Here is a 25,674-nt window from a genome sequence, read left to right as displayed (position 1 = left end):
GCAGTTAGTCCTCCTCATAAAACGCCGCCGCCACGTAATCCAGGGTGGCATAGGCGATGCGCCGATCCCCGGTATCCAAATCAAATTCGAGCACGCGGTGGTCGCTGCCATAGTTGGGGAAGCCCGGCTCGCCGGTCGTAGCGAAATGACAGAGCCACTCATTCAGCTCGCAGTCAGTGCTGAAGAGCAGGTAGAGCTCATCGCAGTGCAGCGCCGGCTTGAGCTTCCTCGTAAATTCCATCATCCAGGTTGGTCCCGGTGCGCCGGAAGCAACCTGTGCCGTCCAGCGGCGAACGAGGGAATCGCCGATCATCCGGCCCATGAGGCGGTCCGGGTCCACGTACTGCGCGAGCTGGCGCCATTGCGTGTATCGCCCGTGCGGGAAGCCGAAGCGCTGGGAAAGGTAGTTACAAATGAACTTGCCCAGGGCCATATTATCGATGCGCTTGCCGGCCGGAAGATCGTAAAACTCATCTCGGGTGGAGCTCACCACGATGGGGATATCCGCCAGTTCAGATGCCTGCATCGGCGCCGGGCCGAGGGCCAAGTCATAGCGGTGCTTCTTGCGGAACTTTTGGTAGCCCTTATCTAATGCCTTGGGCGACAGTGATTCCAGGGCGCTGCGCTCAATGGGTACCGAGAGGTACCTGTGCAACCCCGCCACGCGGTGCTCAAAGGTATCGCGGGGGTAGGCAGGCGAGAGGGCCAGGACGCGCCGGAAAGCACCGCGGTAGTGGTCGCGCCGGGCAAGCCACAGGCTAATCGCCGCGCCGGCGGACTGGCCTACCAGGGTGATATTCGTTTTATCCCCGCCAAAGGATTCGATATTGTCCTGCAGCCACTCCAACGCCAGCACACAATCATCGATGCCGCGGTAGCGGTCCGCCTCATCGTCGGCAAAGCGGGCGAACCCGGCCAGGCCCACGCGGTAGCCCACCCGGACTTGGATGATGCCCTTGCGGGCCGTTACCGTGCCTGGCACCCGCTCATCCTCATGCGAGCCGCCTTCAAAACTTCCCCCGTGGATATAGACCACCACGGGGCAATCCGCCGCGTTTTCCGGGGTAGTAATGCTGAGCGCTACCTCATCCGGCTGTGGTGTGCGCGCATCCTGGTCGAGGGCCTCATCCAGCGGCCGCGCTGGGGCGAAGCGGCTAGGTATTTCGCAAAAGCGCAGCGAATGAAAGTAGGAGAGGCCATCGCGGCTAAAGCCGGTGATACGTCCAGATGGGGTGGCAATGGTGACGGGTATCTGTGCGCTCGACATACCTGCCAGATTACCGTGGGGCAGTAATATAAGGATCCATGGAGTGGTTGACTGACGTGAGCAGCGCATTTTCGCAGTTCTTGGTGCAGGCGCCTGTGTGGGTACAGATGATTATCGTGGTCATCATCGTGGTTCCCATCATGATTGGGCTGGCCTGGTGCCTGATGTGGGCCGTGGACCGCAGCGCCGCCCTAATTTCCCAGTTTCGCAATCGCGGCACTACAGTAAAAGACCATGGCTGAACAACATTCGGAGGGCGCGGGCGATAACGCAGCGAGCGGCGACGTGCCCGGCGCCAGCTCGGATAGGATCCAGCCAGTAGATCCCCGCGAAGGCCTATGGGATCCAGAGCGCAAAAAAGATGAGCGCGCTGCAAACCCGCCGGTTGCCGGCACCTCTCAGCCCGTTCGCCGCAAGCGCGCCCTGCCCAAATCCCGGGTCTCGCTCACACTGTGGTCCATGATTGCGTTAGTTCTCATCGTTGCGCTCATCGGCAGCCTGTGGCCCTAGGACAAACTGGTGGATTGCTCCAATAAATGGACCACTCTGGTGCTATTAGCCCTGAATAATTACCGCTTCGATCGTGGGTGAAACGCGTTGATAAGCCATCCGGTTGGTACAGTAGGCACAGATTATTATTAGCTGTGCGAAAGGACATCGCGTGACCCTGCAACAAGTGCACACTCCGGCGGAATTTACCATTGAGCCGGGGGAAACCTGCCTCACCGCCCTGATGGATACCGCGAAGAAGCGTCCGCACGGCGTCATGTTTACCCGGCCCGCTAATTATGAGTGGGTCAATGTCACCGGTAAAGAGTTTATCGATGAGGTCTTTGAAGTAGCTCAAGGCTTAATCGCGCTAGGCGTGGAGCAGGGCGATCGCATCGCCCTCATTTCTGCTACCCGTTACGAATGGTCCCTGCTGGACTACGCCATTTGGGCAGCCGGCGCGGCATCGGTTCCGGTCTATCCATCCTCGTCCGCCTCCCAGGTGCGCTGGATTATCGAGGATTCCGGTGCGGTGCTGGCTATTACCGAAACCCGCGAGCACTCCGAATTGGTTGAAAACCTAGTTCTACAAGACGATGGGGAACCGAATTTGAAGGGCTCGCCATCGCAGCTGCGGCGCGTATTGGAGATTAATTCCTCCGCCATCGATACCTTGAAATTCGAAGGCCGCAGCGTTGGCACCGATGAGGTGTCTGCCCGCATCGCCGCCACCAATACCGATGATCTGGCCTCCTTGGTTTATACCTCCGGCACCACCGGCCGCCCGAAGGGCTGCATCCTGACGCACCGGAACTGGCTCTCGGAAGCTAGGGCGCTGACCACCAATCCCATCGGCGTATTCGCCGTGCCGGGCAGCCATACGCTGACGTTTTTGCCCTTGGCCCACGTCTTCTCCCGCGCCGTTTCGATTGCTGTGGCTATTCGCGGTGCTTCGCAGAACCACTGGTCCGATTTTTCCACCATCTCCATCGAGTTCGCCCGCTCTCGCCCTAACGTGATTTTGGGCGTGCCGCGCGTATTTGAAAAGGTCCGTAACTCTGCGGCCTCGAAGGCTGCGGATTCTGGCATCAAGAGCTTCCTTTTTGAGCAGTCCGAAAAGATTGCCATCGAATACTCCAAGGCACTCGATACGCCGGAAGGTCCAGACCGCCTGCTGAAAATCAAGCACAAGCTCTTTGACAAGCTGGTCTATTCCACCATCCGCCAGGGCGTGGGCGGCAATGTTCGGTACTGCATTACCGGCGGTTCCGCGATGGGCCACGATTTATTGCATTGGTTCCGCGGCATCGGAGTTCCCGTTTATGAAGGCTACGGCCTGACCGAGACCGCTGCGGCCGCGGCCGTGGACTACCTCGACCAATCCATTGGTACCGTCGGCCCACCGTTGGGCGGGGTGACCCTGCGCATTAACGATGACGGCGAAGTCTGCATCAAGGGCGGTATGGTCTTCCAAGGGTATTGGAATAACCCCGAGGCCACGGAGGAAGCCTTCGAGGATGGCTGGTACAACACTGGTGACTTGGGGGAAATCGACGATGATGGCAAGCTCACCATCACTGGCCGCAAGAAGGACTTGATTGTCACCGCAGGTGGCAAGAATGTATCGCCTGGCCCGATGGAGGATATCCTGCGCGGGCACCCCCTGATTTCGCAGGCCATGGTCGTAGGCGATGGCAAGCCGTTTGTGGGAGCGCTTATCACCTTGGACCCGGACACCCTCAAGCGGTGGAAATTGGACCACAATATCCCAGAAAACCGCTCCATGAGCGATATGGCTACCGACGCCACCCTGCGCGCCGAGGTGCAAGACGCCGTCAACAAGGTGAACTCCACGGTCTCCCACGCGGAAGGCATCAAGAAGTTCTACATCCTAGAAAGCGACCTTACTGAGGATGAAAATGAGCTCACCCCAACGATGAAGGTCAAGCGCAACGTGGTGGCTCAACGCTACGCCAGCGCCATCGAGCACATTTACAAGCGCTAGAAAGGTGTGAAACGGGTACACCCGGGGATTTTATTCCTCGGGTGTTTTTCTTCTTGCAGGTCAAAAAGGACGCAAGCGCGAACCTGCCATAAACCTGTGAAACGCTTCGGAGTGTCGCGCTCTCGCGGTGGACGATCTGGCATAGAGTCATGAGTCGTCGCCGAAAACCTCAACCTCTACTAGAGGTTAGAAAAAGAAAACCGCGGAAGGAGTGGCTCGAAGCCTATGCAGAAGATCGCCGCCGAGCTGCGTCACCGCGAGCTCACCCAGGAGATTTATAATATCGGCGACGAAGTCGCGGAATACCTCGAGCACCTCATTGAAGCAATCGAGGATTGGGATGAGGAACTGTCCATGGATTGCTTGGCAGAACTCGGCGATATCGTCGACGATGCCCGCGTGGACTCGGGGCGCTGCGTGGGTGAGCTAATTGGGCTTCGCCAAGCGCTAGTGTCTGGCGTGCGTTCGGGAACTATTTCTGCCGCTCCTTCTGGCGCGAATGATGCGGAGGAGCCGGAGCAGCTTACCCCGCGCCTATTGGACGAGCGCTATCCCATTGCCAAGCCCATCGTCGTGCATGAATTGGCAGAAGCACTGCGCAAACGCACACAGGCGGTAGCAGATTACCTCCGCGAGGTTGTGGAATACGTGCTGGCGCAAACCGATGCCGTCGCCCGCAACCTCGACATGGTCTCCCTACCGCACCTGTATAAGTGCACCGGGGAATCCGCACTCATCGCCGTGCAGGCGTGGAAGCACACCGTGCTCGATACGCACCCGGCGTACGTGCGCTCCATGCGCGGGCATAACCCGCCGCAATTCCTGGAAGAACGCGCCCGCATTGCCGCGGTCGTAGAAAAGGTCCGCGCCAAGCGCGAGGCAGCCCGCCGGGCCACAACTGCATAGCTCCTTTAGACTTCCTTGCTTAAGGCAAGGGGATTTTAGCGGCCACCGAGATTCCCTCTCTCGGTGGCCGTCGCATTTTTAGATGGCCATCCCGCATGGACTAGAACCTTGCATGGCTTCATCTTTAGCTTTGAATGGCTCAGTTGTGGGACTGCTGGGAGCGTATAGCGTTTTGGCGCGCGGAGATAGTGGCAGTCACCTCAGAGATGAAGCGTTCCGGGTGCTGAACTAACTGCTGCGGGGAGCACTGTATGACGGTAAAGCCAGCATCGCGCAGGCGCTTGTCGCGGGACTGACCGGCCTTGTCTCTCATCGTTGGCATCGCGGTGGCTGCAGCGTCGTCAAGCGGCCCAGCGGCGGTGGTGGTAGCTCCAACGGTGTAGCTACCCCCTGGAGTCTCGATGTCGATGACGTAGGTCTTATTGATGCACAGCTCCGCGGTGATGCCAGGAAGGGCAGCGTACTGAACCTCGAAAAACATCGGCCAGGGAAAGTCCGCCTGGATGAGCAGGGCGCGGGCAAAGGAGGTATAAGGGGAAGGGGAGGCGGCGCAGCTGTGGTGGATAACTTCTCGCACGACGGCGCTATTGCGTACCCTGCCCATTCGGGCGAATTCCTGCCTAAGAGCTTTCTTCGTAATTCCTGTGCGCAGGGCAGAATCGGCGGCAATGAGGCCCTCGCGAAAACCGTGGAATCGGGCGATATCGATCACGGCTCGGGCCGGAGAAACGGTGCGGGCGCCGTGTACCAGCAATGGATCGGGTAATTTCGTTTTGCGGTAAATGCGTTCTGGATGGCGCCGGTCCTTATTCGGCAGAGAGTTATGGGGAAGGGCCATTTCCACTTTTTCTTCGGCGGAGGCAAGCACCCATAGCCCGTGGAGGCGGGCGGCGGATTTGGAAATGAGTACCGCGGTATAGGCGCTGCGGGCGGCGGCAATGGCGCGCAGGTGCAGCTGAGAGGACAGGCTCAAACCGTGGTAATGGTCGCGGTGCACCGCGATGCGGGGTGCGAGTTTGAGGTAGGTGCCGTTATTGAGGTCGTGCCAGAAGGTGGGATGGTTGTTCCGGATGGACGGAATATTAGTTAGTGCTTGGTTCATGCCCTCGAGCACATACGAGGAGCACGATGCCCACTACCGAAACGCGCGCAGGCTGTGGAGTTCTCGTTGAATCTTCACTAAGTGTGAATCGTGGGGCTTTAGTTGCGCCACGAGCTTAAGTTATCCACACCTGCGATAACAATGGGTAGCGTAGCTGCGTCCCCTTAGTGCGAATTCGGCACCAAGGGGACAAAGCAGCATCGAGCTCCTTGATGGCGCCTCCGCTTCCAGCGAGATGGGGAGGAGGTGGTCGCACAATGCGCTCACCCGGTGTTTCCAATGGCCCAGAGAAAACACCGCGCTTGTGTACGCTTGTTTATCTTTTGAATTTTGTTTATAAAACTACTAGGCGCCGAACCAACGGGTTGGTTGGTTCGGCGAGACAGTCATACCGCTGGGGGAGGGGCGACCTTGTCCAGCTGCTCGGTAATCTGCGGCCACAGCTGGCCCATGATGTCATCCCAGGTAAGGATCCACACGGCCTTGTCCTTATCCGCCTTGCCCACGACGACGAGCTGCTCATTGCGGGAGCGCATGTGATCGAGCGTCTTTTGCACGGTGGTGGCGGAAGAGACGGAAATCGGGTCGCGGGAGAATTCGAGGACTGGGGTATCGGGATCTGCCATGAGGGTATCGCGCACGTGCACCACGCGGGGCACGCGGGAATCTTTGGGGAAGACGAGCACGCGCATGATGTTTTTGCGCAGGACGAGCTCTTGGAGCTGTTCCACCGTGGCATCGGAAGGAAGCGGCACTACCTCGGAGCCGTGGGCGCGCGCCATGGCGCCCACCGTGGAGTTCTCGAGCTCGATGACATCGGAAATCTGGTTGGCGGAATTATCGTCAAGCGCGCCGGTCTCGCGGGAATGCTCGACCAAGGTGCGCAGCGTCTCGGCGTCGTAGCCGGCGGCGCCGGCGCGGTCGACCGGTTCCTCACCCGTCATGGCCACCAATTTATTGGCCATCGTGTTAATCCACTTCAGCAGCGGGCGGAAGACCCACACGAACCCGCGGGCGGGGATAGCAATGACCTGCAGGGCGGATTCTGGGTGGGCGATGGCCCAGGACTTGGGCGCCATTTCACCCAGCACCAGGTGCAGGAAGGTGACGATGAACAGGGCGAGGATGAAGCTGGCGACATCGGCAACGCCCAGTGGCAGGCCAAGGGCCTCCAGCGGGGTCATCAGGAGGTGATGGACCCAGGGCTTGGTCACGGCGCCGAGCACGAAGGTGGCAGCAGTAATGCCCAATTGCGCGCCCGCCAGCATAATGGTCAGCTCATTGAGCGAGCGCAGGCCGGCGCGGGCGGTGCGCGAAGACTCCGCGCTTTCTTCGAGCCGGTTGCGGCGCGAGCCCATGAGGGAAAACTCGATGACCACGAAGAAACCGGATGCCGCAATAATGAGCAGCGTGACGATGAGGTTGAACCACCACGTATCGGTCATTATGCCTCCTCCTCTTCATCGTCGCTGTCGTGGACATAATCCTCAATTAGCTCGATGGCCAGGGAGGATGGCACGTGGCGGTCCACATCATCTACGCGCATGCGGATGGAGCGGGTGGGTGCTTCATCCTGATCCACCCAGTCATCCGGCTCTGCCTCCAGGGCGATGGTGTGGACTTCGCCTACCTCCGGCAGGGCGCCGGCGTGCGCGATGAGCAGGCCGGCGATGGTTTCGAAATCGCCCTCTGGAAGATCGTGGCCAATGGCGCGCTCGATTTCATCCAGTGGCGTATCGCCATCGACCAGCCAGTGGGATTCGTCCTGCTCGGTGATTTCTTCGGTTTCCTCGATATCGTGCTCATCGGTGACATCGCCAAGAATCTCCTCGGCCAGGTCCTCCATGGTGACGATGCCGACGAATCCGCCGTACTCATCGATGACGCAGGCCAGCTTTTGTTCTTCGCCGCGCAGCTCATCAACGACATCGGGAAGTGGCATAAGCTCCGGAACCACCAGGGGCTCGCGCATGATGGCGGTGGCGCTGGTGGCGGCAGGGAGATCGGATCCCAGGACATCGAAAAGATGCACCACGCCGATGGGGTTGTGCTCATCATCGATGACGGGGTAGCGCGTGTGGTTTTCAGACATCAATTCGCGCACCTCACCCAGGGTGGTGCCGGGGTCAATGACGTCCACGCGGGAGCGGGGGATCATGGCGTGCTCGACGTCGTGCTCGGGAAAGTCGAGCAAACGGTCCAAAACCATGTACGTGTCCTCATCCAAGACGCCGGTTTCGTGCGAGGAATCCACGATGGATTCGAGGTCATCGGCAGTAGCGGAAGAGTCGACGTCTTCTACCGGCTCGATGCGAAAGAGCTTCAAAATCGCATTGGAGGAATACTCGAAAAAGCGGATGAGCCAGCCGAAAATGCGCAAGTACCACTGCGTGGATGCGGCCAGGCGCAGTGCCGTTTTCATGGGCGCGGCGATGGTGTAGTTCTTAGGAAAAAGCTCCGCAAAGAGCATCGTGGCGATGGTGGAAATAAATAGCGCCGCGATGGTGCCGATAGCCACGGACACGCCGGTGGGAATTCCCACTCCGCCAAGCAGCACGCCAAGGCCCTGGCCCACTAGGGGCTCTGCCACATAACCAATGAGCAGGCCGGTAATGGTAATGCCGAGCTGCGCACCGGAAAGCATGAAGGAGGTGCGCTTGGTGATGTCGAGCGCGCGCTGGGCGGATTTATCACCTTCAGCGGCCATGGACCGCAATTGGGTGCGGTCCACAGACATGAATGAAAACTCTTGCGCCACGAAGTAAGCGTTCGCGACGATGATGATGCCGATGACAACAAAGCCTGCCAGGATCATCACAATAGCCGATAACATGAGTTACTCCCCACCGCCTATAAGGTGGCGGGGACATCGACTGGGAGGCTCCACTGAAGGTACCTTTCTATACGCGGGAAGTTGGCAATATACTACATGTTTAACACCCATTTCGGCCATTTTGTTCCCCGCCTATTAGGGTTTGATTCATGACTGAACCATTCGGGCTGTATATCCACGTTCCCTTTTGCGCCACCCGTTGCGGCTATTGCGATTTCAATACCTATACCCCCGGCGAGTTGGGCAGCCCGCGCGATCTCACCGGCCCTTACCTCGATGCCTTGGACAAGGAGCTGGAGATGGCGGCGGGCCGCGTGGGGCGCACCGCGGATACGGTCTTCATCGGTGGCGGCACGCCCTCGCTCCTGGGCGGGCAGGGCCTGAGCCGCATCCTGGATACGGTGCGTTCTACCTTTGGGCTTAGCCCAGGCGCCGAGGTCACCACCGAGTCCAACCCGGAGTCCACCTCGCCGGAGTACTTTGCCGCGCTTGCCGATGCCGGCTTTAACCGCATCAGCCTCGGCATGCAGTCCGCCTCGCACAGCGTGCTCCAGGTGCTCGAGCGGGCCCATACCCCCGGACGCGCCTTCGCCGCCGCGCGTGAGGCCCGTGCGGCCGGCTTCCAGCACGTCAACCTCGACATGATTTACGGTACGCCCACCGAAACCGACGATAACGTCCGCGAGACCTTGGACCGCGTGCTCGAGACCGGTGTCGACCACGTCAGCGCGTACTCGCTCATCGTGGAAGATGGCACGCGTATGGCCCGCAAGGTGAATAAGGGGCTGCTGCCCGCCCCGGATGAAGACGTGCTGGCCAGGCGCTATGAAATGATTTCTTCCACCCTCGAAGACGCCGGCTTTGAGTGGTACGAGGTCTCCAATTGGTCGCTATCCGGCGGCGAATGCGAGCACAACCGCATCTACTGGGTGGACGGCAACTGGTGGGGTGCAGGTCCTGGTGCGCACTCCCACTTAGGTAACGAGCGCTTTTATAACGTCAAGCACCCCAACCGCTATATCCAAACATTAGGAAACGGCGAGCTGCCCATCAAAGACAGCGAAACCTTGACGGGGGCCGACCGCCACATGGAAAAGGTGATGCTGGGCCTGCGCCTGCGCGAGGGCATCCCAGAATCCTGGCTCGATGCCCACGCTGCCCCGGCATTGGAGGACTTCATCGACCGCGGCCTGCTCGAGCGCGCCGGCCAGCGCGTGCGAGTGACCAAGCCTGGGCGCCTGCTTGCCGATGGCATCGTTTCCGACCTCCTAATCGCCGAAGAGTCCTAGCCGCCGTCAGAAATCCCTTATATTTGCCCCTGAACCAGCAAAACCCCTTATTCGGGCTTATTCTTGTTAGACTTTCAAGATTGGCGCTGGATTTATGCTGTATTTATAGAAAGACGCCGGCACATCGACGGAAACTAACCCGCAGAGAATAGGAGCGCTGAGAAGTGTCTACCTCAACTGATGCCCGCCGCAAGGAAGTCCTGCGGGCCATCGTTGCGGATTACATTGCCTCCCAGGAACCCGTGGGCTCCAAAACGCTGGTAGAGCGCTACCGGCTGGGCGTTTCTTCCGCGACCATCCGCAATGACATGGCTGTGCTGGAATCGCAGGGGCTGATTTCGCAGCAGCATGCCAGTTCCGGGCGCGTTCCCACGCAGCAGGGGTACCGGCAGTTCGTTGATTCTCTGCACGAGGTCAAGCCGCTTTCTACCCCAGAGCGCAAAGCGATGCTGAACTTCTTGGAAGGCGGGGTAGACCTCGAAGATGTGCTGCGCCGCTCCGTGCAGCTTTTGGCCCAGGTCACTGAGCAGGCGGCCGTGGTGCAGCTGCCTAATTTGAAGGTCTCGCGCGTCAAGCACTGCGAGGTCGTCACACTATCTCCGGTGCGGGTTTTGCTGGTGCTGATTACGGATAACGGCCGCGTGGATCAGCGCAACGTGGAACTAGATGAGGTCATTGACCAGGATCAGACGTATCGCCTGCGGGACATCGTCAATAATGCGCTGGTGGGCAAGACGCTTACTGATGCCTCCGTGGAGCTCGCCCACCTCGTCGATGACGCCCCGCTGGATATCCGCCACCACGTGCTTAAGGTGGCGACCACGCTCATTGAAACCTTGGTGGAACAGCCATCCGATCGCTTGATTATGGCGGGGACTTCCAACCTCACCCGCGTCGCCCGCGAATTTCCGGAGGGGCTGCCCAAAATTATCGAGGCTTTAGAAGAACAGGTCGTCGTGTTGAAATTGCTGGCACGCGTACCGGACTTAGGCAATGTTTCCGTGGTGATCGGGGACGAAAACGAGGAGGATCAACTGCGCGATGCCTCCGTCGTTGCCGCCGGGTATGGTTTTGGAACCGGGGGACAGGCGGCGACGCTTGGCGGCCTTGGTGTGGTGGGGCCGACGTTTATGGACTATTCGGGAACAATCTCTAAGGTCTCTGCTGTTGCACAATACGTGAGTGAAATTTTGGCCGGCGAGTAGTGCGAGTAGACTAGCCGGTCGCTACATAAATTTTTGCAAGGTAATACCAACAAAACGATCGAGAAGGAATATCTCTAACAGTGGCTCGTGACTATTACGGCATCCTCGGTGTTGATAAGGACGCAACGGACCAAGAAATTAAGAAGGCGTACCGCAAGCTGGCCCGCAAGTATCACCCGGATGTGAACCCGGATGATGAGGCAGCGGCGGAGAAATTTCGCGAGGCCTCGGTTGCCCAGGAAGTTTTGCTGGATCCACAAAAGCGCCAGATCGTCGACATGGGCGGCGATCCCATGGAGCAAGGCGGCGGTGGCGCTGGCGCCGGTGCCGGCGGATTTAGCGGCTTCGGCGGCGGTGGCTTAGGCGATATCTTCGCCGAGTTCTTCGGCGGTGGCGCCGGCGGCGGATCCCGCGGGCCTAAGTCGCGCGTGCAGCCCGGCAACGATGCCCTCCTGCGCACCCGGATTACCCTCGAAGAGGCCTATACCGGCCTGAAGAAGAAGGTCACCGTCGATACCGCGGTGCTGTGTGATTCCTGCGGCGGTACCGGCTCAAACTCCAAGTCCAAGCCCGTCACCTGCGATAATTGCAACGGCATGGGCGAAATCCAGGAGATGCAGCGCAGCTTCTTGGGCAATGTGATGACCACCCGCCCGTGCCCGAAGTGCCAGGGCTTTGGCGAAATCATTGAGGATCCCTGCAACCAGTGCGCCGGCGATGGCCGCGTGAAAAAGCGCCGCGATCTCCCGGTGTCCATCCCGGCTGGTATCAACGATGGCATGCGCATCCGCATGGCTTCCCAGGGCGAGGTCGGCCACGGCGGTGGCCCTGCAGGTGACCTCTACGTGGAGGTGCACACCCAGGAACACGAGGTCTTCCAGCGCAATGCGGATGACCTGAACGTCACCGTGCACGTGCCGATGATCGATGCAGCGCTGGGCACCAACTTCACTATCGATCAGCTCAATGGCGAGGAGCTCACCATCGATATCGAGCCGGGCACCCAGCCGGGTGAGTCGATCAAGGTGGAAGGCGCGGGCATGCCACGCCTGCGCACCGACGGTTACGGCAGCCTCTTTGCCCACGTGGATGTGGTTGTTCCCAAGGATCTGGACCGCAAGAGTCGCGAGGCGCTGGAAAAGATCCGCAATACCCGCGATGAGGGCGCCCGCGTGCGCACCGCCAGCGACGGGCAGGAAGACTCGTTCTTTACCCGCCTGCGCGATAAGTTCCGCCGCTAATGTCGCTGCCCGTCTTCATCCACCCAGATCTCTCTGCCGCCCAGGCCGGAGACAGCATCACGCTGTCTGGACCCGAGGCGCGCCACGCCGTGACGGTCAAGCGGATGCAGCAGGGGGAGAAGCTGGCGCTTATCGATGGCACCGGAATCCGCCTCACCCTCACCGTCACCGAGACCTCGGGCAAGGACCACTTAATCGGCACCGTCGAGTCCGTTACCCAGCTACCGGAACCGAATCCGCGGGTAACCGTGGTGCAGGCGATTCCCAAATCCGAGCGCGCCGAGCTAGCCGTTGACCTGGCTACACAGGCCGGGGCGGATGAAATCATCGCCTGGCAGGCGGATCGCTGCGTGGCCAAGTGGGACGGGAAGAAGGCGCCGAAGGCCATAACCAAATGGCAGGCCGCGGCCGAAGCGGCCGCAAAGCAATCTCGGCGAGACCGCATCCCGCAGATCCGCGGCCCGCTGACTACCCGCCAATTGGTTGCGGAGCTAGCAGAGCGCGCAGAATCCGCGCGCGTGTTAGTCCTGCACGAGGAAGCCACCGAATCCATCCGCGAGGTGGACTTGCGCGGCGAGGTCTTCCTCCTGGTCGGCCCCGAAGGCGGAATCGGGGAAAATGAGCTGACAACCCTGCGCGAGGCTGGGGCCGTTCCTATCAAATTGGGCCCGGAGGTTTTGCGCACCGCCAGCGCGGCGATGGTGGCCTTGGCGGCTATCGGCATGCGGACTGAGCGCTGGTAGCCTATTAGACGTGCCTATCATCACCAAGAAATGTGAGATCGATTCCGCGTATGTCAGCAGCGTTTTGGGCAGCGCGGACGATAACCTCCGCGTGCTCAATGACCGCCTCGATGCGGACCTTTTTGCCCGCGGCAATATTGTCACCGTCACCGGCCCCGATTACGAGGTAGCCCGCGCGGCGAAGATCCTCGATGAGCTCGAGGCCATCGCTAGGCGCGGCCATGCCGTATCTACCGATACGGTCAAGCACACCATGGACATGGTCGCCGTAGAGGCGCCGCAGTCGGTGGCAGCGGCGATGGCGGCGGACATCGTCAAGCGCCGCGGCAAGTCCATCCGCCCTAAGACCGTGGGGCAATCCGAATATGTGCAGGCCATCGACAATAATACGGTGGTCTTTGGCATTGGCCCGGCCGGTTCCGGCAAGACCTACCTGGCGGTGGCGAAGGCCGTGCAGGCGCTGCAAAATAAGCAAGTCTCGCGCATTATTCTTACCCGTCCGGCGGTCGAGGCGGGCGAAAACCTGGGCTTTTTGCCAGGCACGCTCAATGACAAGATCGACCCGTACCTGCGCCCGCTGTATGACGCGCTGCGGGACATGCTCGATCCGGAGATGATTCCCAAGCTGATGGATGCCGGCATCATCGAGGTCGCCCCGCTGGCGTATATGCGCGGGCGCACGCTCAATGATGCCTTCGTCATCCTCGATGAGGCGCAAAACACCACCCCGGCGCAGATGAAGATGTTTTTGACCCGCCTGGGCTTTGGCTCCACCATCGTGGTCACCGGCGATATTTCCCAGGTGGATCTGCCGCGCGGGCAGGTATCCGGCCTGCGCATCGTGCGGCGAATTCTCAATAACGTGGACGATATCCACTTTGCGGATCTCAGCGCCCAGGACGTGGTGCGCCACCAGCTGGTCGGCCGCATCGTGGATGCCTATGATTCCTTTGACAATAAACAGGCTGCGGAAAACGAGGGGAAATAAGTGAGTATCGAGTTTCTCAACGAGTCGGGTTTTGATGGCGTCAACGAGGAGATGCTTATCGATGTCGCCTCTTTTACCTTCGGTGCCATGGACATCAACCCCGATGCGGAATGCACCATTACCTGCGTGGATCTGAAGTCCATTGAGGATCTGCACATCCGCTGGATGGACTTGGAAGGCCCTACCGATGTGATGAGCTTTCCCATGGATGAGCTTACCCCCGGCGCCACTTCTGGTGGCGGGCGCCCCGATGCCGCCGATCCGGGCCCTGCCATGCTTGGCGATATTGTCTTATGCCCCGAGTTCGCTCTGCGACAGGCCGATGCCGCCGGACATTCGCTCGGGCACGAGCTCGCGCTGTTGACGGTGCACGGCTGCCTGCACTTGCTGGGCTACGATCACGCCACCGCGGCGGAAGAAAAGGAAATGTTTGCCCGGCAGAATGAACTGCTGGCGGATTGGTACGATGACCTCGCCGCGCGCGGGAAGAGCTACCAGCCAAAGCCCTCGGGCCCGAAGGCCTTTCCGGATGCTGCCGAGCGAGCACGCCTCGATGAACAGGTACCCGGCGGCGGCATCCCCGCGATTGGGGAACCACGCGACGAGGAAACCCCAGAATAATTTCGCCCATTCCTTTGTCTCTGTGCATAAGCAGTAGCACAATGGATAGCTATGACTATCCTTTCCATCCAGTCTCATGTCACCTACGGCCATGTGGGAAATTCCGCGGCCGTCTTTCCTCTCCAGCGCGCCGGCCACGAGGTGTGGCCCGTGCACACGGTGAATTTTTCCAACCACACTGGATACGGTGACTGGGGCGGACCGATGATTCCGGCCAGCGATGTCACGTCGATCATCGATGGCATCGAAAAGCGCGGTGCTTTTGAAGGTATCGACGCCATCCTTTCTGGCTACCAGGGCGGCTCCGACATTGCTGATGCCATCGTGGACACCGTTCGCCGAATCAAGGCCGTCAACCCCAAGGCGCTGTACGCTTGCGACCCCGTGATGGGTAATGCGAAGTCGGGCTGCTTCGTTTCAGATGACATTCCGCCGCTGCTGCGTGACCGCGTGGTGCCCGTGGCCGATATCATCACCCCGAACCAATTTGAGCTGGGCTACCTTACCGGTACCGAGGTCAATACCTTGGACCAGACATTGGCTGCGGTGAAGAAGGCGCAGGAAATGGGGCCGAAGACGGTATTGGTTACCTCCGTAAAACGCCCGGAAACCCCTGCGGATCAGATTGAGATGCTCGCCGTTGATGGTGAATGCGCTTTCTTGCTCTCGACCCCTCTGTTACCGGTTAAGCGCAACGGCTCTGGTGACGTGACCGCGGCGCTGTTTACTGGCCACTACGTTGAAACCCATGACGTGAAAGAGGCGCTGCGCCGCACCGCATCTTCCGTCTACGAGCTTCTGCGTACGACGTATGAAGCGGAATCCACTGAGCTGCAGCTTATTCAAGCTCAGGACGCCTTCGCCCACCCGAGTATGCAATTTCAGGCGGAGGAGCTCTAAAGCTGCACTGGTGGAGTGGTGTGGTCTGCAATCCGAGACAAGTAATCCGCTGTTTTGGTGCATAACTTGGTGAATACCTATAAATTGATAGGTGTAACGTAATCAACGACGTGATTGGAGTCCCGTCTTGTCCAGCACCGGAAGTATCAGCGCATCCCCCGACGGCCTGTTGATGGCCCTTATTCAATACCCAGTTCCCGTAGTCAATTCCCCAGAAGATGTTCAGGCAAACGTCGATGAAATCTGCCGCATGGTTGCCTCGACCAAGGCTGGCTACCCAGACCTAGATCTCATCGTCTTTCCGGAATACTCCTCTTCGGGACTGAACACCAAGATTTGGTCCTACGATGAATTCCTCATCGGGCTCGATGACCCCAAGGTGGACCAGTACAAGCAGGCTTGTAAGGATAACGACGTCTGGGGCGTCTTCTCCATCATGGAACCCAACCATGAAGAGGGAAAGCCGCCGTTCAACACGGCGATTATCATCAACTCCGACGGTGAGATTGCGCTGCACTACCGCAAGCTGCAGCCATGGACCCCCATCGAGCCGTGGTACCCAGGTGACCTGGGCATGCCGGTATGCGATGGCCCCAAGGGTTCCAAGCTTGCAGTCAATATCTGCCACGATGGCATGTTCCCAGAGCTTGCTCGCGAAGCAGCGTATAAGAGCGCCAATGTCTACATCCGCATCTCGGGCTATTCCACCCAAACCCAAGACCAGTGGATCATGACCAACAAGACCAACGCCTTCCAGAACCTCATGTACACGGCATCGGTGAACTTGGCGGGCTATGACCAAGTCTTCTACTACTTCGGTGAAGGCAATGTCTGCAACTACGACGGCCACATGATTTCTGAGGGCCACCGCAACCCGGGCGAAATCGTCACTGCAGAGGTATTCCCAGCGCTGGCTGATAAGGCGCGCATCAACTGGGGCCTCGAAAACAACATCTTCAACCTGGGTAATCGCGGCTATGTTGGCTACCCAGGCGGAAAGACCGAAAACTACCTCACCTGGGTAGAAGACCTTGCCAAGGGTGAGTACAAACTACCGTGGTCTGACGATGTCCGCATTAAGGACGGCTGGAAGTACTACCCGGACGGACCGCAGCTTGGCCCACTGCCGGATGAATTCAAGAAATAGACACCCGGCTAAATCTCTTAGCTATTGAAGGCCCCGCACCCTCGTCTATTTTGAGGGAGCGGGGCCTTCGGGCTGGTGTTGAACTGATCGAGAACGCAAAAGGTCAACGTCCTCGGGTATATCTGAGCGCGATTTGCTACATTTCAGGCGCGAATATGCTCAGTTATTGCAGTGGACCTATAGCATCTGCGAAAAGAACGGCGTGGTACAGATTCGGGGCTCCGCTCTAGAGGCCTTCCCCTTGTGTTTCCAAGGGCGTTCCCGCGAGAGGACCTTCGTCATAGAATTCTGGTGAGGCTCCACCCTGTGGCGGTCCCGAATATGGAGCGCCGCCGTTGCAAAGTTCTGGCCACTCGTCTGGATAAAGCAAGTGTCCATTAAGGCCACCGCATACTCTTTCCGCGCGCACGGAACGCTGGAGTGCAGGGGTATTGCACAGTTCGGTTTGGTGCGAAGAGCCATCAGAAAATCTCCCGACTGCGCCAAGGCCCATTTCGCAGTACAGCAGCTCTGGCTCAGCGGCTGCCGCTTGTGGTTGTGCGCCTGACTCCTCAGTTGCTACTTGGGCTTCTGGCTCTGCTGGGGTTTCGGAGGTGGGCTCTTGCGTGGTGGACTGGGCAACGCTGCTCGAAGCGGAGACACTAGGTGAGCTGGATGATGAACTAGTAGAAGTACTTGTAGATTCCTCTTCGGAAGGCGAAGGGCCAGCATCAGGGGATGAACAGGCACTAATGGAAATGGTGAGAAGAGCGCCCAGGAGCAGTAGGGGAGACTTGGTTGGCATGGCGGAGTGCCTTTCACGAAGCGGTGAGAAATACACCGAGGAGGAGAGAACTGTCTTAGCTTAGCCTGCAGATTTGTTGTGGCGTGAAACAATCGGAGATTTTGGTGCGGTGGGCTATCATTGCAGGTAATGAGTTCTGATATTGATGCACAGTTTGATGCGGCATTCGAGGGCCTGCCAGATGACCCCGATGATGCCACTCCGGAAGCCGCCGGGGAGAAGGCCGCTCCGTTAGATTATTCGCAGTACACGGATACACCGGAAGGATTCCGCTCTGGATTCGTATCCTTTGTGGGCCGCCCGAATACGGGTAAATCCACGCTGACTAACGCGCTGGTGGGGCAGAAGATTGCCATTACCGCGGACCAACCGGAAACGACCCGCCACACCATCCGCGGTTTGGTTCACCGCGAGGATGCACAGGTGGTCGTAGTGGATACACCGGGTCTGCACCGCCCCCGCACCTTGTTGGGCGAGCGGCTGAATGAAGTGGTCAAAGAAACGTATGCCGATGTGGATGTCATCGGCTTGACCATTCCGGCAGATGAAAAGATTGGTCCGGGTGACCGGTGGATCTTGGACAATGTGCGCTCGATTGCGCCGAAGACCCCCATCATCGGCATCGTGACCAAGCTGGATAAAGCCTCCAAGGACCAGGTGGGTGCGCAGCTTTTGGCCTTGCACGAGCTCTTGTCGCAAGAGGATCCGGAGGCTGTGGTGATTCCGGTGTCTAGTAAAAAGGGCGTGCAGTTGGATGACTTGGTGCAGGTCATCGTGGAGCACTTGCCGGAGGGCCCGAAGTTCTATCCGGATGATCACATCACGGATGAGCGGCAAGAAAAGCGCATTGAAGAACTTATCCGTGAGGCCGCACTATCTGGCCTGAAGGCGGAGCTGCCGCACTCGGTTGCGGTGCAGATCGATGAAATGCTGCCCTCGCGCACGCGTGAGGGAGTGCTGGATATTCACGCCATCATGTACTTGGAGCGTCAAGGTCAAAAGCGCATCATCGAAGGTAAAGATGGCCTGCGTTTCCGCCGCATCGTGGGCAATGCCCGCAAGGAAATCATGGAGCTATTGGGCCAGAATGTGTATCTGGACCTGCGCATCAAGGTGTTGAAGAATTGGCAATCAGATGCCAAGTCGCTGGGCAGGCTCGGGTTCTAAAAGGCTATGCGCGAAAATTATCGCGACCGCGCCGTGGTCATTCGCTCCTATGATTTTGGGGAAGCCGACCGCGTAATCGTACTTCTCACCCAAAACCATGGGTTGGTGCGTGCGGTGGCCAAGGGAGTGCGCCGAGCAAAATCCCGCTTTGGATCGCGGCTGCAGCTCTTCGTCAACCTTGACGTCCAACTGTATGTGGGAAAGAACCTGGCCACGATTTCCCAGGCAGATACGGTAAATTATTTTGGCGCGCGCCTCATTGAAGACTATGAGCGCTATACGGCCGCCTGCGCGGTCTTGGAATCGGCGGAGCGGCTCATCTACGCGGATGGCGACGGCGACCCGTATCTCTTCAACGCAGTCGTAGCTGCGCTCGAGCAATTGCAAACCGATGAGCCGACGCAAACGCTTGATGCGTTCTTATTGCAGGCCATGGCGCATGCCGGGTGGGCTCCGAGCCTCTTTGATTGCGCCCAGTGCCAGCGCCCCGGCCCACACCATGCCTTTCATCCGGCGGTCGGCGGCGCCGCTTGCCACGAATGCCGGCCGCCAGGTGCTGCGGAGGTGGATCCGGAAACCCTGCATCACTTGTGGCTTTTGGCACATGGTTACCCGACGGATCCGACGAATGCGCAGCGGCAGGAGGGGCATCGGCTAGCGCGGGCGCACCTGCAGTGGCACATGGAGCGAAATGTGTCCGCATTACAAGTGATGGAACAGTAAACTGTAGTCCGTGATTACCCCAGATCCTTCTCGCCGCCTGACCCCGCCGAATATCCCGGAAGAGCTGCTGCCGCGCCATATTGCGTTGGTGATGGACGGCAATGGCCGCTGGGCCCAGGAAAAGGGCATGAAACGCACGGAGGGCCACCGCAGGGGAGAGGCGGTGCTTCTCGATGTCGTCGATGCCTGCCTTGCCGCCGGTGTCCCGTACCTTTCGGCCTATGCGTTTTCTACTGAAAATTGGCGGCGCAGCCCAGAAGAGGTGCGCTTTTTGATGGGCTTTAACCGCGACGTGCTGCGCCGGCAGCGAGAGTGGCTCAATGAGCGCGGCGTGCGCGTGGTGTGGGTAGGAAGGCGCCCGCGCCTGTGGCGCTCAGTGATTAAAGAGCTTGAGGCCGCCGAAGAATTGACCAAGAATAATACGAAAATGACGTTGGCCATGTGCGTGAATTACGGCGGCCGGGCGGAAATGGTCGATGGCGTGCGCCAGATTGCGGAAAAGGTCGCTGCTGGTGAGATCCGCCCGCGCGATATTAAAGAAAGCACCATCGCAGAGCATCTCTATGATCCCGGCATGCCGGACGTGGACCTATTCTTGCGGCCTTCCGGGGAGAAGCGCACCTCGAACTTCCTGCTGTGGCAGTCCGCCTACGCCGAGATGATTTATCAGGACAAGCTATTTCCTGATTTCACCCCAGAGGATCTCTTCGCCGCCATTGAGGAATATGCCCGCCGAGATCGCCGCTTCGGTGCTGTGAAGTAGGGAAGTAGCAGCTAAGGAAGGTGCGCGAGACTACCGTTCGCTGGCTACTGTGCGGCCGCGCACTGCGAGCACACGCCGAATATCTCTGCGTCGTGGCCGGTAAGCTCGAAGTTGTACTCGGTGGCTACGGCCGAAGCCCACTTTTCAATGGGGCCACCATCGATTTCTTCGGTGCGGCCGCATTTGGTGCATACCAAGTGGTGGTGGTGCGCATCGGTTTCGCAATGGCGGTACAGGGTCTCGCCATTGGGCATGTGTAGCGCATCTACGGCATCAATATCGGACAGAGACTGTAGGGTGCGGTAGACGGTAGTGAGACCGACTTTTTCTTGTCGCTCTTGGAGCTGGTGATAAATTTCCTTGGCGGAGGCGAATTTGTCGATGTCCCGCAGGACCTCGACCACCGCGGTGCGCTGTTTAGTGTTGCGCGAGCCGAGCTTGGGGATACTCTCATGAATGGACATGACATTCATATTATCAACTCTTTTTCAACAAGCGCTATAATAAATCGTCTTTATATGCAGACCTGTTATTAAGAGGCGATTTTCGCGGCGTCTTCCAAAAGGGTTAAAACCTCCGGTGCGACCAGAGAGTAGGTCACCTCACGCCCATTGCGTTCAGAGCTGACAATCCCTGCTTGCTTAAGTACTCGCAGGTGCTGGCTAATCAGTGGCTGAGACTTGCCGGTGGCTTTTACCAGCTCGTGTACGTAATGGTCGCGCTCCGCTAGGCGGGTAATAATGGAAATGCGCAGCGGGGAATCGAGGGCCGCGATAACGCTTGCGGCCGCAGAGTTATTAAATGCTAATTGAACGGTCGTCATAGGGAGTGGGCACCTTCAATACGGTATCTATTATCTGTCGACCACTACTATATTACCTCAAGTTGGTCATTACCTGTACATTAACCGATTTAAATTTGCACCCCCTGATCGCACTACGGATGGGCGATAAGGGTTAAACTGAATGAGATTGTCACGACTGTCCCCTACCAGAGGAGTCCTTTACAACCATGGCATCCCTTATCGATACCGTTGTTAATCTGTGTAAACGCCGCGGCTTGGTCTACCAGGCGGGTGAGATTTACGGCGGTTCCCGCTCCGCTTGGGACTATGGTCCTCTTGGTGTGGAGTTGAAGGAAAACATCAAGCGCCAGTGGTGGCGCCACATGGTCCAATCCCGCCCCGACGTCGTGGGTGTGGATACCTCCGTCATCCAACCGCGCCAGGTGTGGGTCTCCTCCGGCCACGTGGAAGTCTTTACTGATCCCCTGGTGGAATCCCGCCACACCGGTAAGCGCTACCGCGCCGACCACTTGCTCGAGGCCTACGAGGAAAAGCACGGCCACGAGCCAGAAAACGGCCTAGCGGATATCAACGATCCGGAAACCGGCCAGCCAGGTGACTGGACCGAGCCGAAGGCCTTTTCTGGCCTGCTGAAGACCTTCCTGGGGCCAGTCGATGACGAGCAAGGTCTGCACTACCTGCGCCCGGAGACCGCACAGGGCATTTTCATCAACTTCAAGAACGTGATGACCTCCTCGCGCATGAAGCCGCCATTTGGCATCGCCAATATTGGTAAGTCCTTCCGCAACGAGATCACCCCGGGTAACTTCATCTTCCGCACCCGCGAGTTCGAGCAGATGGAGATGGAGTTCTTCGTCAAGCCGGGCGAGGACGAAGAGTGGCACCAGTACTGGATCGATGACCGCTACAAGTGGTACACCGACCTGGGCATCAAGGAAGAAAACCTGCGCCTGTACGAGCACCCAAAGGAAAAGCTCTCGCACTACTCCAAGCGCACCGTGGATGTGGAGTACGCCTTCGGCTTCAAGGGCTCCAAGTGGGGCGAGCTGGAAGGTGTGGCCAACCGCACCGACTATGACCTCTCCGTCCACGACAAGGGCTCTGGCGAGGACCTGTCCTACTATGACCAGGCCAATGATGAGCGCTGGATTCCGTACGTCATCGAGCCGGCCGCCGGCCTGGGCCGCTCCATGATGGCCTTCCTGGTAGATGCCTACGACGAGGAAGAGGCACCGAACGCTAAGGGCGGCACCGACAAGCGCGTGGTTCTGCGCTTGGACCGCCGCTTGGCGCCCATCAAGGTCGCCGTCCTCCCATTGTCTAAGAAGGAGGAGCTCTCCACCCCGGCCCGCGAGCTCGCGGATAAGCTGCGCGCCTACTGGAACGTGGACTTTGACGTCTCCGGTGCCATCGGTCGCCGCTACCGCCGCCAGGACGAGGTCGGTACGCCATTCTGCGTCACCTTCGACTTCGATTCGCTCGAGGATAACGCCGTAACCGTGCGCGAGCGCGACACCATGGAGCAAGAGCGTGTAAAGATTGAGGATCTTGAGTCCTACCTCTCCGCGCGCTTGATTGGATGCTAAGCAGATGCACTACACCAGCTGGGATCGCTCCGACCGCGAAAAGCCCGTCCTCCTCGTTGAGGAGGGGCCGGAGCGCCTAGGCGTCTTTGCGGAGCATTCCGCCGAGGTAGACGGCAATTTTTGGCGCGTCGAGGTCAGCGATCTGGGCGCTTCGGCCACGCTTGACGATGGCTCCGTCTACCGCCTCGCCGGCCGCCTCGGCCGCGACAAGCGCCTTGAAGCCTCGCTCAATGGCCGCACCTTTCATTACGTCAATGAAAATAGCGGCGATTGGATCATCGATGATGTCGATGACAACAAGGTGGCACAGTTTTCCGCCAAGAATTCTGGCGTGCGCAAGGCCATCTTGGAATTCGAAGACGATGCGGAGGGTCTAAACACCGCGGAGATCGCCGGTCTGAGCTGGTTTACCCGCGCGATTTTGGAAAAGAACACCAAAAACTCCGCGTGGGTATGGATCATCACGCTGGTATTGGCCTCCATCGTCGCCCTGCTGGCGGCGTTCATTTTCTAATGGCGGGAACGATGCCGTGGCAGTGGAATGGTGCTACTCTGCGCGACGTACGCGGCACCGACATCGCCTGGGTGCGAGACGGGGTACTGACCATTGCCGGCGCGCTCTCTGAGGATCCCACACAGCCGGATGTGCTTTTTGACGTAGAGACCTCGCTAGACGGTGCAACCGCCTCCCCGCGTTTTTTCCTGCGGGCTCGGCCGCGTGCCAGCCGCAGCGCGGGTTCCGGAGCTGCGAAACATTATGAAGTTTCGCAGGCGGGATTGACCGTCACGCGCCTGCGCGCGACCTGCGGAGACACCCACTACCTTTTGGAGCGCTCCGCCATCTTTGGCAAGCAGCGCCGCATCGTGGCCCTTGCCGAAGATGGTAGCACGGAGGGCTGCGAGGTTGCGCGCCTTAACCCGCGGGGCAATGGCCTAGAAGTAGCGGCCGCTGATAACAATGGCCTTCCGGACGTGGATGCGGTAGTGCTGAGCTATAGCTGCCTGCTTGTTGATGCCGCACCGCGCATCGTGCGCGGCTAAGCGCCAACAAAGCAGGCCTTAGAAGGAGCCGCCGCGGAAACCGCCTCCGCCACCGCCGCCGGAGAATCCTCCTCCGCCGCCACCGAAGCTGCCGCCGCCTCCGCTGAAACCACCGCCGAAGCCGCGGCCACCGCCGCCCAAGATTTGGCCTAAGACCATACCGGTGATGATATTGCCGGCCGCAGAACTCGTTTGCTGGCGTTGTTGCTGGCGGCGGTATTCATCGGAATCATCCTTGGCCCGTTGCAGGGCGGTCTGTGCTGCGGCCACGGCCTCGCGGGAGGATTGCAGTGCGCCGCGGATATCGCTGCGCTGGGTGTGCAGGGCTTGGGCGTGGAGACGCTTGGCATCGGCAAGCGCGGTGCGGGCGTCGGAACCGACGATGCGCCCGCGCGAGGAAATGAGATCCTCGGCGGCCTGAATATTGGATTCCGCCACCGACATTTGCTGGTGGAAAAGCTCGAGCTGGCGCGCGTGGGTGGAGGTCTTTTCCCGCACGCGGTCGAGGCCCTCATCAAGCTCGGTATCGATGCTCATAAGGGCGGTGTGCTGGCCCAAGGGATCCGTATCGCCCTGTTGCTTGGCATCAGTGACCGCGGCAGAAGCGCGCTCAAGCAGCCCCTCGAGGGCCTCCCAATCCGCCTGGGTTCCCTGAGATTTGCCTTGGCGCTCCAGTTCTCGGGCTTCCTCGATTTCACCCTCAACCTCGGTGATGAGCGTGCCCAAATTGCGGCGCGCGGAGGAAATATTCTCCTCGGCGTGCTCCACACTAGTAAGGAGCCTATCGGTGACCTCCGTGGCGTGCTCAATATCGCGGATCAGCCCCACGAGCGACCCCTGTTGGCCGGCGGGTTGGCCCTGCACCTCGCGGGCTTGGTCCAGGAGCTTTTCCGCCTCATCGAGGGAGGCGCTAGCCAATTCTGGGTTATCCGCAATGGAGGATAAGACCTCTGCGGAGTAGTCCTCTTGGAGCTTTTTCAGGGTACCTTCGGCGCCCGGCAGGCGAGTGCGCAGCCCGACGGTGCGCTGGGTGAGCTCGTCCAACTTAGAGTCGCTTTGCAGCAGCAGGTCTCGCATCCGGGCAAACTCTTCTGCCTGGCTATCCAGTGCGTCATCGGCTTGGCCGCAGGTGGAGACTATTTCTACCAGCATTTGCCGGCGCTCGGCCTGGGATTCTGGTACCGCATCATCGAGGCGCTGGCGAATCTTGAAGGCCTTTTGCAGGGTAGAGGTGGAATGATTCATCGCCTTGGTAAACGGGCGGGTGCGCTCCGGCCCGAATTCAGACAGGGCGATATTGAGCTCTTCCTTGCCGCGGCGGATGGATTCATCCGTGGAAACCAACTCTTCCTGGGCCAATTTATCCAAGGTATCTAGCGGCAGCCGGTTTAATTGATCGGTATCTTCTGGCGCAATCTCGCGGGCAGACTCTAAAGTCTTTGCCTTACTCTTTTTTGTATTGCGGCGCGAGTAATACCAGACGCCACCTCCTGCAGCGACGATGGCGGCGGCGCCACCGCCCAACCAGGCCATGCCAGAAGAATCGGAGGAGCTGGAGTTACCAAGGGCAGCATCGGCAAGCGCGATCGCAGAAGCGCCGTATTCCTCATTGGAGAGCTTGCTATAGGCGGCATCGTACATCTGATCCAGGCGGCCCTCGGGCCATTGATCGCCGGTCTGCACGCCCACCTGGCGCTCGTTCACGCCAACGACATAGGCCGCGGAATTCGGGCCCTTCTCGTTGACGATGTTGCGTGCATAGCTTTCTGGATCAGTGCCAAGATCGTTTGCGAAGACAACGAAGATGATGAGCGACTGGTCTTTTTGTAGCTGGGTGATCTTCTCATTGATCTCCCTAATTTCCTCGGTGCTTAAGACCCCTGCCTTATCGTTTACCCTATCCGTCACCGCTGCCGTATCCGGGGCTTGGGCGATGGTAGTGGTCTCCGCGGCTAGGGCCTGGCCTGCGCCAATGGAGGTGCAGCCGAGCAAAAATGCCGCGATGGTAGCGCGGCCGATTCGTGCACTAAGATTCATGCCCACAACTCTACCTGCCCGAACGCCCAATC

Annotated in this window: 25 protein-coding genes; 18 read left to right on the top strand and 7 right to left on the bottom strand. The window is 59.2% G+C overall.

Annotation, left to right across the window (positions count from 1 at the left end; translation table 11 throughout):
• Positions 1 to 4: 4 nt before the first annotated feature.
• Positions 5 to 1,267, bottom strand: a complete 1,263-nt coding sequence (locus ABRP87_RS04640) for a carboxylesterase family protein (RefSeq protein WP_349867900.1) — start codon at positions 1,265 to 1,267, stop codon at positions 5 to 7.
• 38 nt (positions 1,268 to 1,305) lie between these two features.
• On the opposite strand from ABRP87_RS04640, the gene ABRP87_RS04635 reads away from it, so the two are divergent.
• The 4 genes from ABRP87_RS04635 (at position 1,306) to ABRP87_RS04620 (ending at position 4,667) form a co-directional block, all read left to right on the top strand.
• Complete coding sequence (locus tag ABRP87_RS04635; RefSeq protein WP_284796402.1) at positions 1,306 to 1,509, top strand: hypothetical protein; 204 nt, start codon at positions 1,306 to 1,308, stop codon at positions 1,507 to 1,509.
• Complete coding sequence (locus ABRP87_RS04630; RefSeq protein ID WP_005284233.1) at positions 1,502 to 1,777, top strand: hypothetical protein; 276 nt, start codon at positions 1,502 to 1,504, stop codon at positions 1,775 to 1,777. The genes ABRP87_RS04635 and ABRP87_RS04630 overlap by 8 nt, the downstream gene beginning before the upstream one ends.
• Before the next feature lie 151 nt (positions 1,778 to 1,928).
• Positions 1,929 to 3,761 (top strand): AMP-dependent synthetase/ligase, encoded by a 1,833-nt coding sequence (locus tag ABRP87_RS04625; protein WP_349867899.1) that lies wholly within the window; start codon positions 1,929 to 1,931, stop codon positions 3,759 to 3,761.
• 225 nt (positions 3,762 to 3,986) lie between these two features.
• Positions 3,987 to 4,667: a hypothetical protein gene (locus ABRP87_RS04620; RefSeq protein WP_349867898.1), complete on the top strand. Its 681-nt coding sequence runs from the start codon at positions 3,987 to 3,989 to the stop codon at positions 4,665 to 4,667.
• 139 nt (positions 4,668 to 4,806) lie between these two features.
• On the opposite strand, the gene ABRP87_RS04615 is transcribed toward ABRP87_RS04620, so the two are convergent.
• The 3 genes from ABRP87_RS04615 to ABRP87_RS04605 all read right to left on the bottom strand — a co-directional run bounded on the left by ABRP87_RS04615 (position 4,807) and on the right by ABRP87_RS04605 (position 8,602).
• Positions 4,807 to 5,769, bottom strand: a complete 963-nt coding sequence (locus ABRP87_RS04615) for a hypothetical protein (protein ID WP_349862927.1) — start codon at positions 5,767 to 5,769, stop codon at positions 4,807 to 4,809.
• A gap of 386 nt (positions 5,770 to 6,155) precedes the next feature.
• Positions 6,156 to 7,214, bottom strand: coding sequence for a CNNM domain-containing protein (locus tag ABRP87_RS04610; protein ID WP_284869556.1), 1,059 nt, complete (start codon positions 7,212 to 7,214; stop codon positions 6,156 to 6,158).
• On the bottom strand, positions 7,214 to 8,602 hold the full coding sequence (locus tag ABRP87_RS04605; protein WP_349867897.1) for a hemolysin family protein: 1,389 nt from the start codon (positions 8,600 to 8,602) through the stop codon (positions 7,214 to 7,216). Before ABRP87_RS04605 ends, ABRP87_RS04610 begins: the two co-directional genes overlap by 1 nt.
• Before the next feature lie 149 nt (positions 8,603 to 8,751).
• Between ABRP87_RS04605 and hemW the strand changes: the two genes are divergently transcribed.
• From hemW to ABRP87_RS04550, 11 genes are all read left to right on the top strand, one after another.
• Positions 8,752 to 9,891, top strand: coding sequence for a radical SAM family heme chaperone HemW (gene hemW, locus ABRP87_RS04600; RefSeq protein ID WP_349867896.1), 1,140 nt, complete (start codon positions 8,752 to 8,754; stop codon positions 9,889 to 9,891).
• Between the two features lie 164 nt (positions 9,892 to 10,055).
• Complete coding sequence (gene hrcA / locus ABRP87_RS04595; protein WP_023023433.1) at positions 10,056 to 11,096, top strand: heat-inducible transcriptional repressor HrcA; 1,041 nt, start codon at positions 10,056 to 10,058, stop codon at positions 11,094 to 11,096.
• Positions 11,097 to 11,176: 80 nt separating this feature from the next.
• Positions 11,177 to 12,337 (top strand): molecular chaperone DnaJ, encoded by a 1,161-nt coding sequence (dnaJ, locus tag ABRP87_RS04590; protein WP_349867895.1) that lies wholly within the window; start codon positions 11,177 to 11,179, stop codon positions 12,335 to 12,337.
• On the top strand, positions 12,337 to 13,080 hold the full coding sequence (locus tag ABRP87_RS04585) for a 16S rRNA (uracil(1498)-N(3))-methyltransferase (protein WP_349867894.1): 744 nt from the start codon (positions 12,337 to 12,339) through the stop codon (positions 13,078 to 13,080). Before dnaJ ends, ABRP87_RS04585 begins: the two co-directional genes overlap by 1 nt.
• Before the next feature lie 10 nt (positions 13,081 to 13,090).
• Positions 13,091 to 14,068: a PhoH family protein gene (locus ABRP87_RS04580; RefSeq protein WP_005284200.1), complete on the top strand. Its 978-nt coding sequence runs from the start codon at positions 13,091 to 13,093 to the stop codon at positions 14,066 to 14,068.
• Positions 14,069 to 14,689, top strand: a complete 621-nt coding sequence (ybeY, locus tag ABRP87_RS04575; protein ID WP_349867893.1) for an rRNA maturation RNase YbeY — start codon at positions 14,069 to 14,071, stop codon at positions 14,687 to 14,689.
• A gap of 51 nt (positions 14,690 to 14,740) precedes the next feature.
• Positions 14,741 to 15,589: a pyridoxal kinase PdxY gene (gene pdxY, locus ABRP87_RS04570; RefSeq protein WP_349867892.1), complete on the top strand. Its 849-nt coding sequence runs from the start codon at positions 14,741 to 14,743 to the stop codon at positions 15,587 to 15,589.
• Between the two features lie 127 nt (positions 15,590 to 15,716).
• Entirely contained in the window at positions 15,717 to 16,736 is a 1,020-nt protein-coding gene (locus ABRP87_RS04565) for a formamidase (RefSeq protein ID WP_349867891.1), read from the top strand.
• Between the two features lie 913 nt (positions 16,737 to 17,649).
• A complete protein-coding gene (era, locus tag ABRP87_RS04560) occupies positions 17,650 to 18,687 on the top strand; it encodes a GTPase Era (protein ID WP_349867890.1) in 1,038 nt (345 codons plus the stop codon).
• Positions 18,688 to 18,693: 6 nt separating this feature from the next.
• Positions 18,694 to 19,410, top strand: coding sequence for a DNA repair protein RecO (gene recO / locus ABRP87_RS04555; RefSeq protein ID WP_349867889.1), 717 nt, complete (start codon positions 18,694 to 18,696; stop codon positions 19,408 to 19,410).
• Positions 19,411 to 19,420: 10 nt separating this feature from the next.
• Complete coding sequence (locus ABRP87_RS04550; RefSeq protein WP_284869545.1) at positions 19,421 to 20,173, top strand: isoprenyl transferase; 753 nt, start codon at positions 19,421 to 19,423, stop codon at positions 20,171 to 20,173.
• A 44-nt stretch (positions 20,174 to 20,217) separates the two neighbouring features.
• On the opposite strand, the gene ABRP87_RS04545 is transcribed toward ABRP87_RS04550, so the two are convergent.
• Both ABRP87_RS04545 and ABRP87_RS04540 read right to left on the bottom strand, forming a co-directional pair.
• A complete protein-coding gene (locus ABRP87_RS04545; protein WP_370657781.1) occupies positions 20,218 to 20,637 on the bottom strand; it encodes a Fur family transcriptional regulator in 420 nt (139 codons plus the stop codon).
• Between the two features lie 68 nt (positions 20,638 to 20,705).
• Entirely contained in the window at positions 20,706 to 20,996 is a 291-nt protein-coding gene (locus tag ABRP87_RS04540) for an ArsR/SmtB family transcription factor (protein ID WP_005278104.1), read from the bottom strand.
• A 188-nt stretch (positions 20,997 to 21,184) separates the two neighbouring features.
• Here ABRP87_RS04540 and ABRP87_RS04535 point away from each other — a divergent pair, with 188 nt between their 5' ends.
• The 3 genes from ABRP87_RS04535 to ABRP87_RS04525 are packed head-to-tail and all read left to right on the top strand — an operon-like array spanning position 21,185 to position 23,605.
• Positions 21,185 to 22,564 (top strand): glycine--tRNA ligase, encoded by a 1,380-nt coding sequence (locus ABRP87_RS04535; RefSeq protein ID WP_284853558.1) that lies wholly within the window; start codon positions 21,185 to 21,187, stop codon positions 22,562 to 22,564.
• 4 nt (positions 22,565 to 22,568) lie between these two features.
• A complete protein-coding gene (locus ABRP87_RS04530; RefSeq protein WP_349867888.1) occupies positions 22,569 to 23,078 on the top strand; it encodes a hypothetical protein in 510 nt (169 codons plus the stop codon).
• Positions 23,079 to 23,089: 11 nt separating this feature from the next.
• Positions 23,090 to 23,605: a hypothetical protein gene (locus ABRP87_RS04525; RefSeq protein WP_349867887.1), complete on the top strand. Its 516-nt coding sequence runs from the start codon at positions 23,090 to 23,092 to the stop codon at positions 23,603 to 23,605.
• Between the two features lie 18 nt (positions 23,606 to 23,623).
• On the opposite strand, the gene ABRP87_RS04520 is transcribed toward ABRP87_RS04525, so the two are convergent.
• Positions 23,624 to 25,642, bottom strand: a complete 2,019-nt coding sequence (locus tag ABRP87_RS04520; RefSeq protein WP_349867886.1) for a TPM domain-containing protein — start codon at positions 25,640 to 25,642, stop codon at positions 23,624 to 23,626.
• Positions 25,643 to 25,674: the final 32 nt, after the last annotated feature.

The organism is Corynebacterium sp. KPL2830 (assembly GCF_040225635.1).
Taxonomy (GTDB): Bacteria; Actinomycetota; Actinomycetes; order Mycobacteriales; family Mycobacteriaceae; genus Corynebacterium.
Note: the sequence above shows the minus strand (reverse complement) of the source record. Positions and strands in the feature narration are given on the sequence as shown.

Bases quoted from the DNA above. Each gene is read 5' to 3' on its own strand.
- ABRP87_RS04545 (WP_370657781.1), bottom strand. From the start codon at position 20,637: ATGTCCATTCATGAGAGTATCCCCAAGCTCGGCTCGCGCAACACTAAA.
- ABRP87_RS04540 (WP_005278104.1), bottom strand. From the start codon at position 20,996: ATGACGACCGTTCAATTAGCATTTAATAACTCTGCGGCCGCAAGCGTT.
- ABRP87_RS04640 (WP_349867900.1), bottom strand. From the start codon at position 1,267: ATGTCGAGCGCACAGATACCCGTCACCATTGCCACCCCATCTGGACGT.
- ABRP87_RS04535 (WP_284853558.1), top strand. From the start codon at position 21,185: ATGGCATCCCTTATCGATACCGTTGTTAATCTGTGTAAACGCCGCGGC.
- ABRP87_RS04520 (WP_349867886.1), bottom strand. From the start codon at position 25,642: ATGAATCTTAGTGCACGAATCGGCCGCGCTACCATCGCGGCATTTTTG.
- ABRP87_RS04585 (WP_349867894.1), top strand. From the start codon at position 12,337: ATGTCGCTGCCCGTCTTCATCCACCCAGATCTCTCTGCCGCCCAGGCC.
- ABRP87_RS04525 (WP_349867887.1), top strand. From the start codon at position 23,090: ATGCCGTGGCAGTGGAATGGTGCTACTCTGCGCGACGTACGCGGCACC.
- ABRP87_RS04620 (WP_349867898.1), top strand. From the start codon at position 3,987: ATGCAGAAGATCGCCGCCGAGCTGCGTCACCGCGAGCTCACCCAGGAG.
- recO (WP_349867889.1), top strand. From the start codon at position 18,694: ATGCGCGAAAATTATCGCGACCGCGCCGTGGTCATTCGCTCCTATGAT.
- era (WP_349867890.1), top strand. From the start codon at position 17,650: ATGAGTTCTGATATTGATGCACAGTTTGATGCGGCATTCGAGGGCCTG.
- pdxY (WP_349867892.1), top strand. From the start codon at position 14,741: ATGACTATCCTTTCCATCCAGTCTCATGTCACCTACGGCCATGTGGGA.
- ABRP87_RS04630 (WP_005284233.1), top strand. From the start codon at position 1,502: ATGGCTGAACAACATTCGGAGGGCGCGGGCGATAACGCAGCGAGCGGC.
- ABRP87_RS04610 (WP_284869556.1), bottom strand. From the start codon at position 7,214: ATGACCGATACGTGGTGGTTCAACCTCATCGTCACGCTGCTCATTATT.
- hemW (WP_349867896.1), top strand. From the start codon at position 8,752: ATGACTGAACCATTCGGGCTGTATATCCACGTTCCCTTTTGCGCCACC.
- ABRP87_RS04605 (WP_349867897.1), bottom strand. From the start codon at position 8,602: ATGTTATCGGCTATTGTGATGATCCTGGCAGGCTTTGTTGTCATCGGC.
- ABRP87_RS04635 (WP_284796402.1), top strand. From the start codon at position 1,306: ATGGAGTGGTTGACTGACGTGAGCAGCGCATTTTCGCAGTTCTTGGTG.
- ABRP87_RS04530 (WP_349867888.1), top strand. From the start codon at position 22,569: ATGCACTACACCAGCTGGGATCGCTCCGACCGCGAAAAGCCCGTCCTC.
- ABRP87_RS04615 (WP_349862927.1), bottom strand. From the start codon at position 5,769: ATGAACCAAGCACTAACTAATATTCCGTCCATCCGGAACAACCATCCC.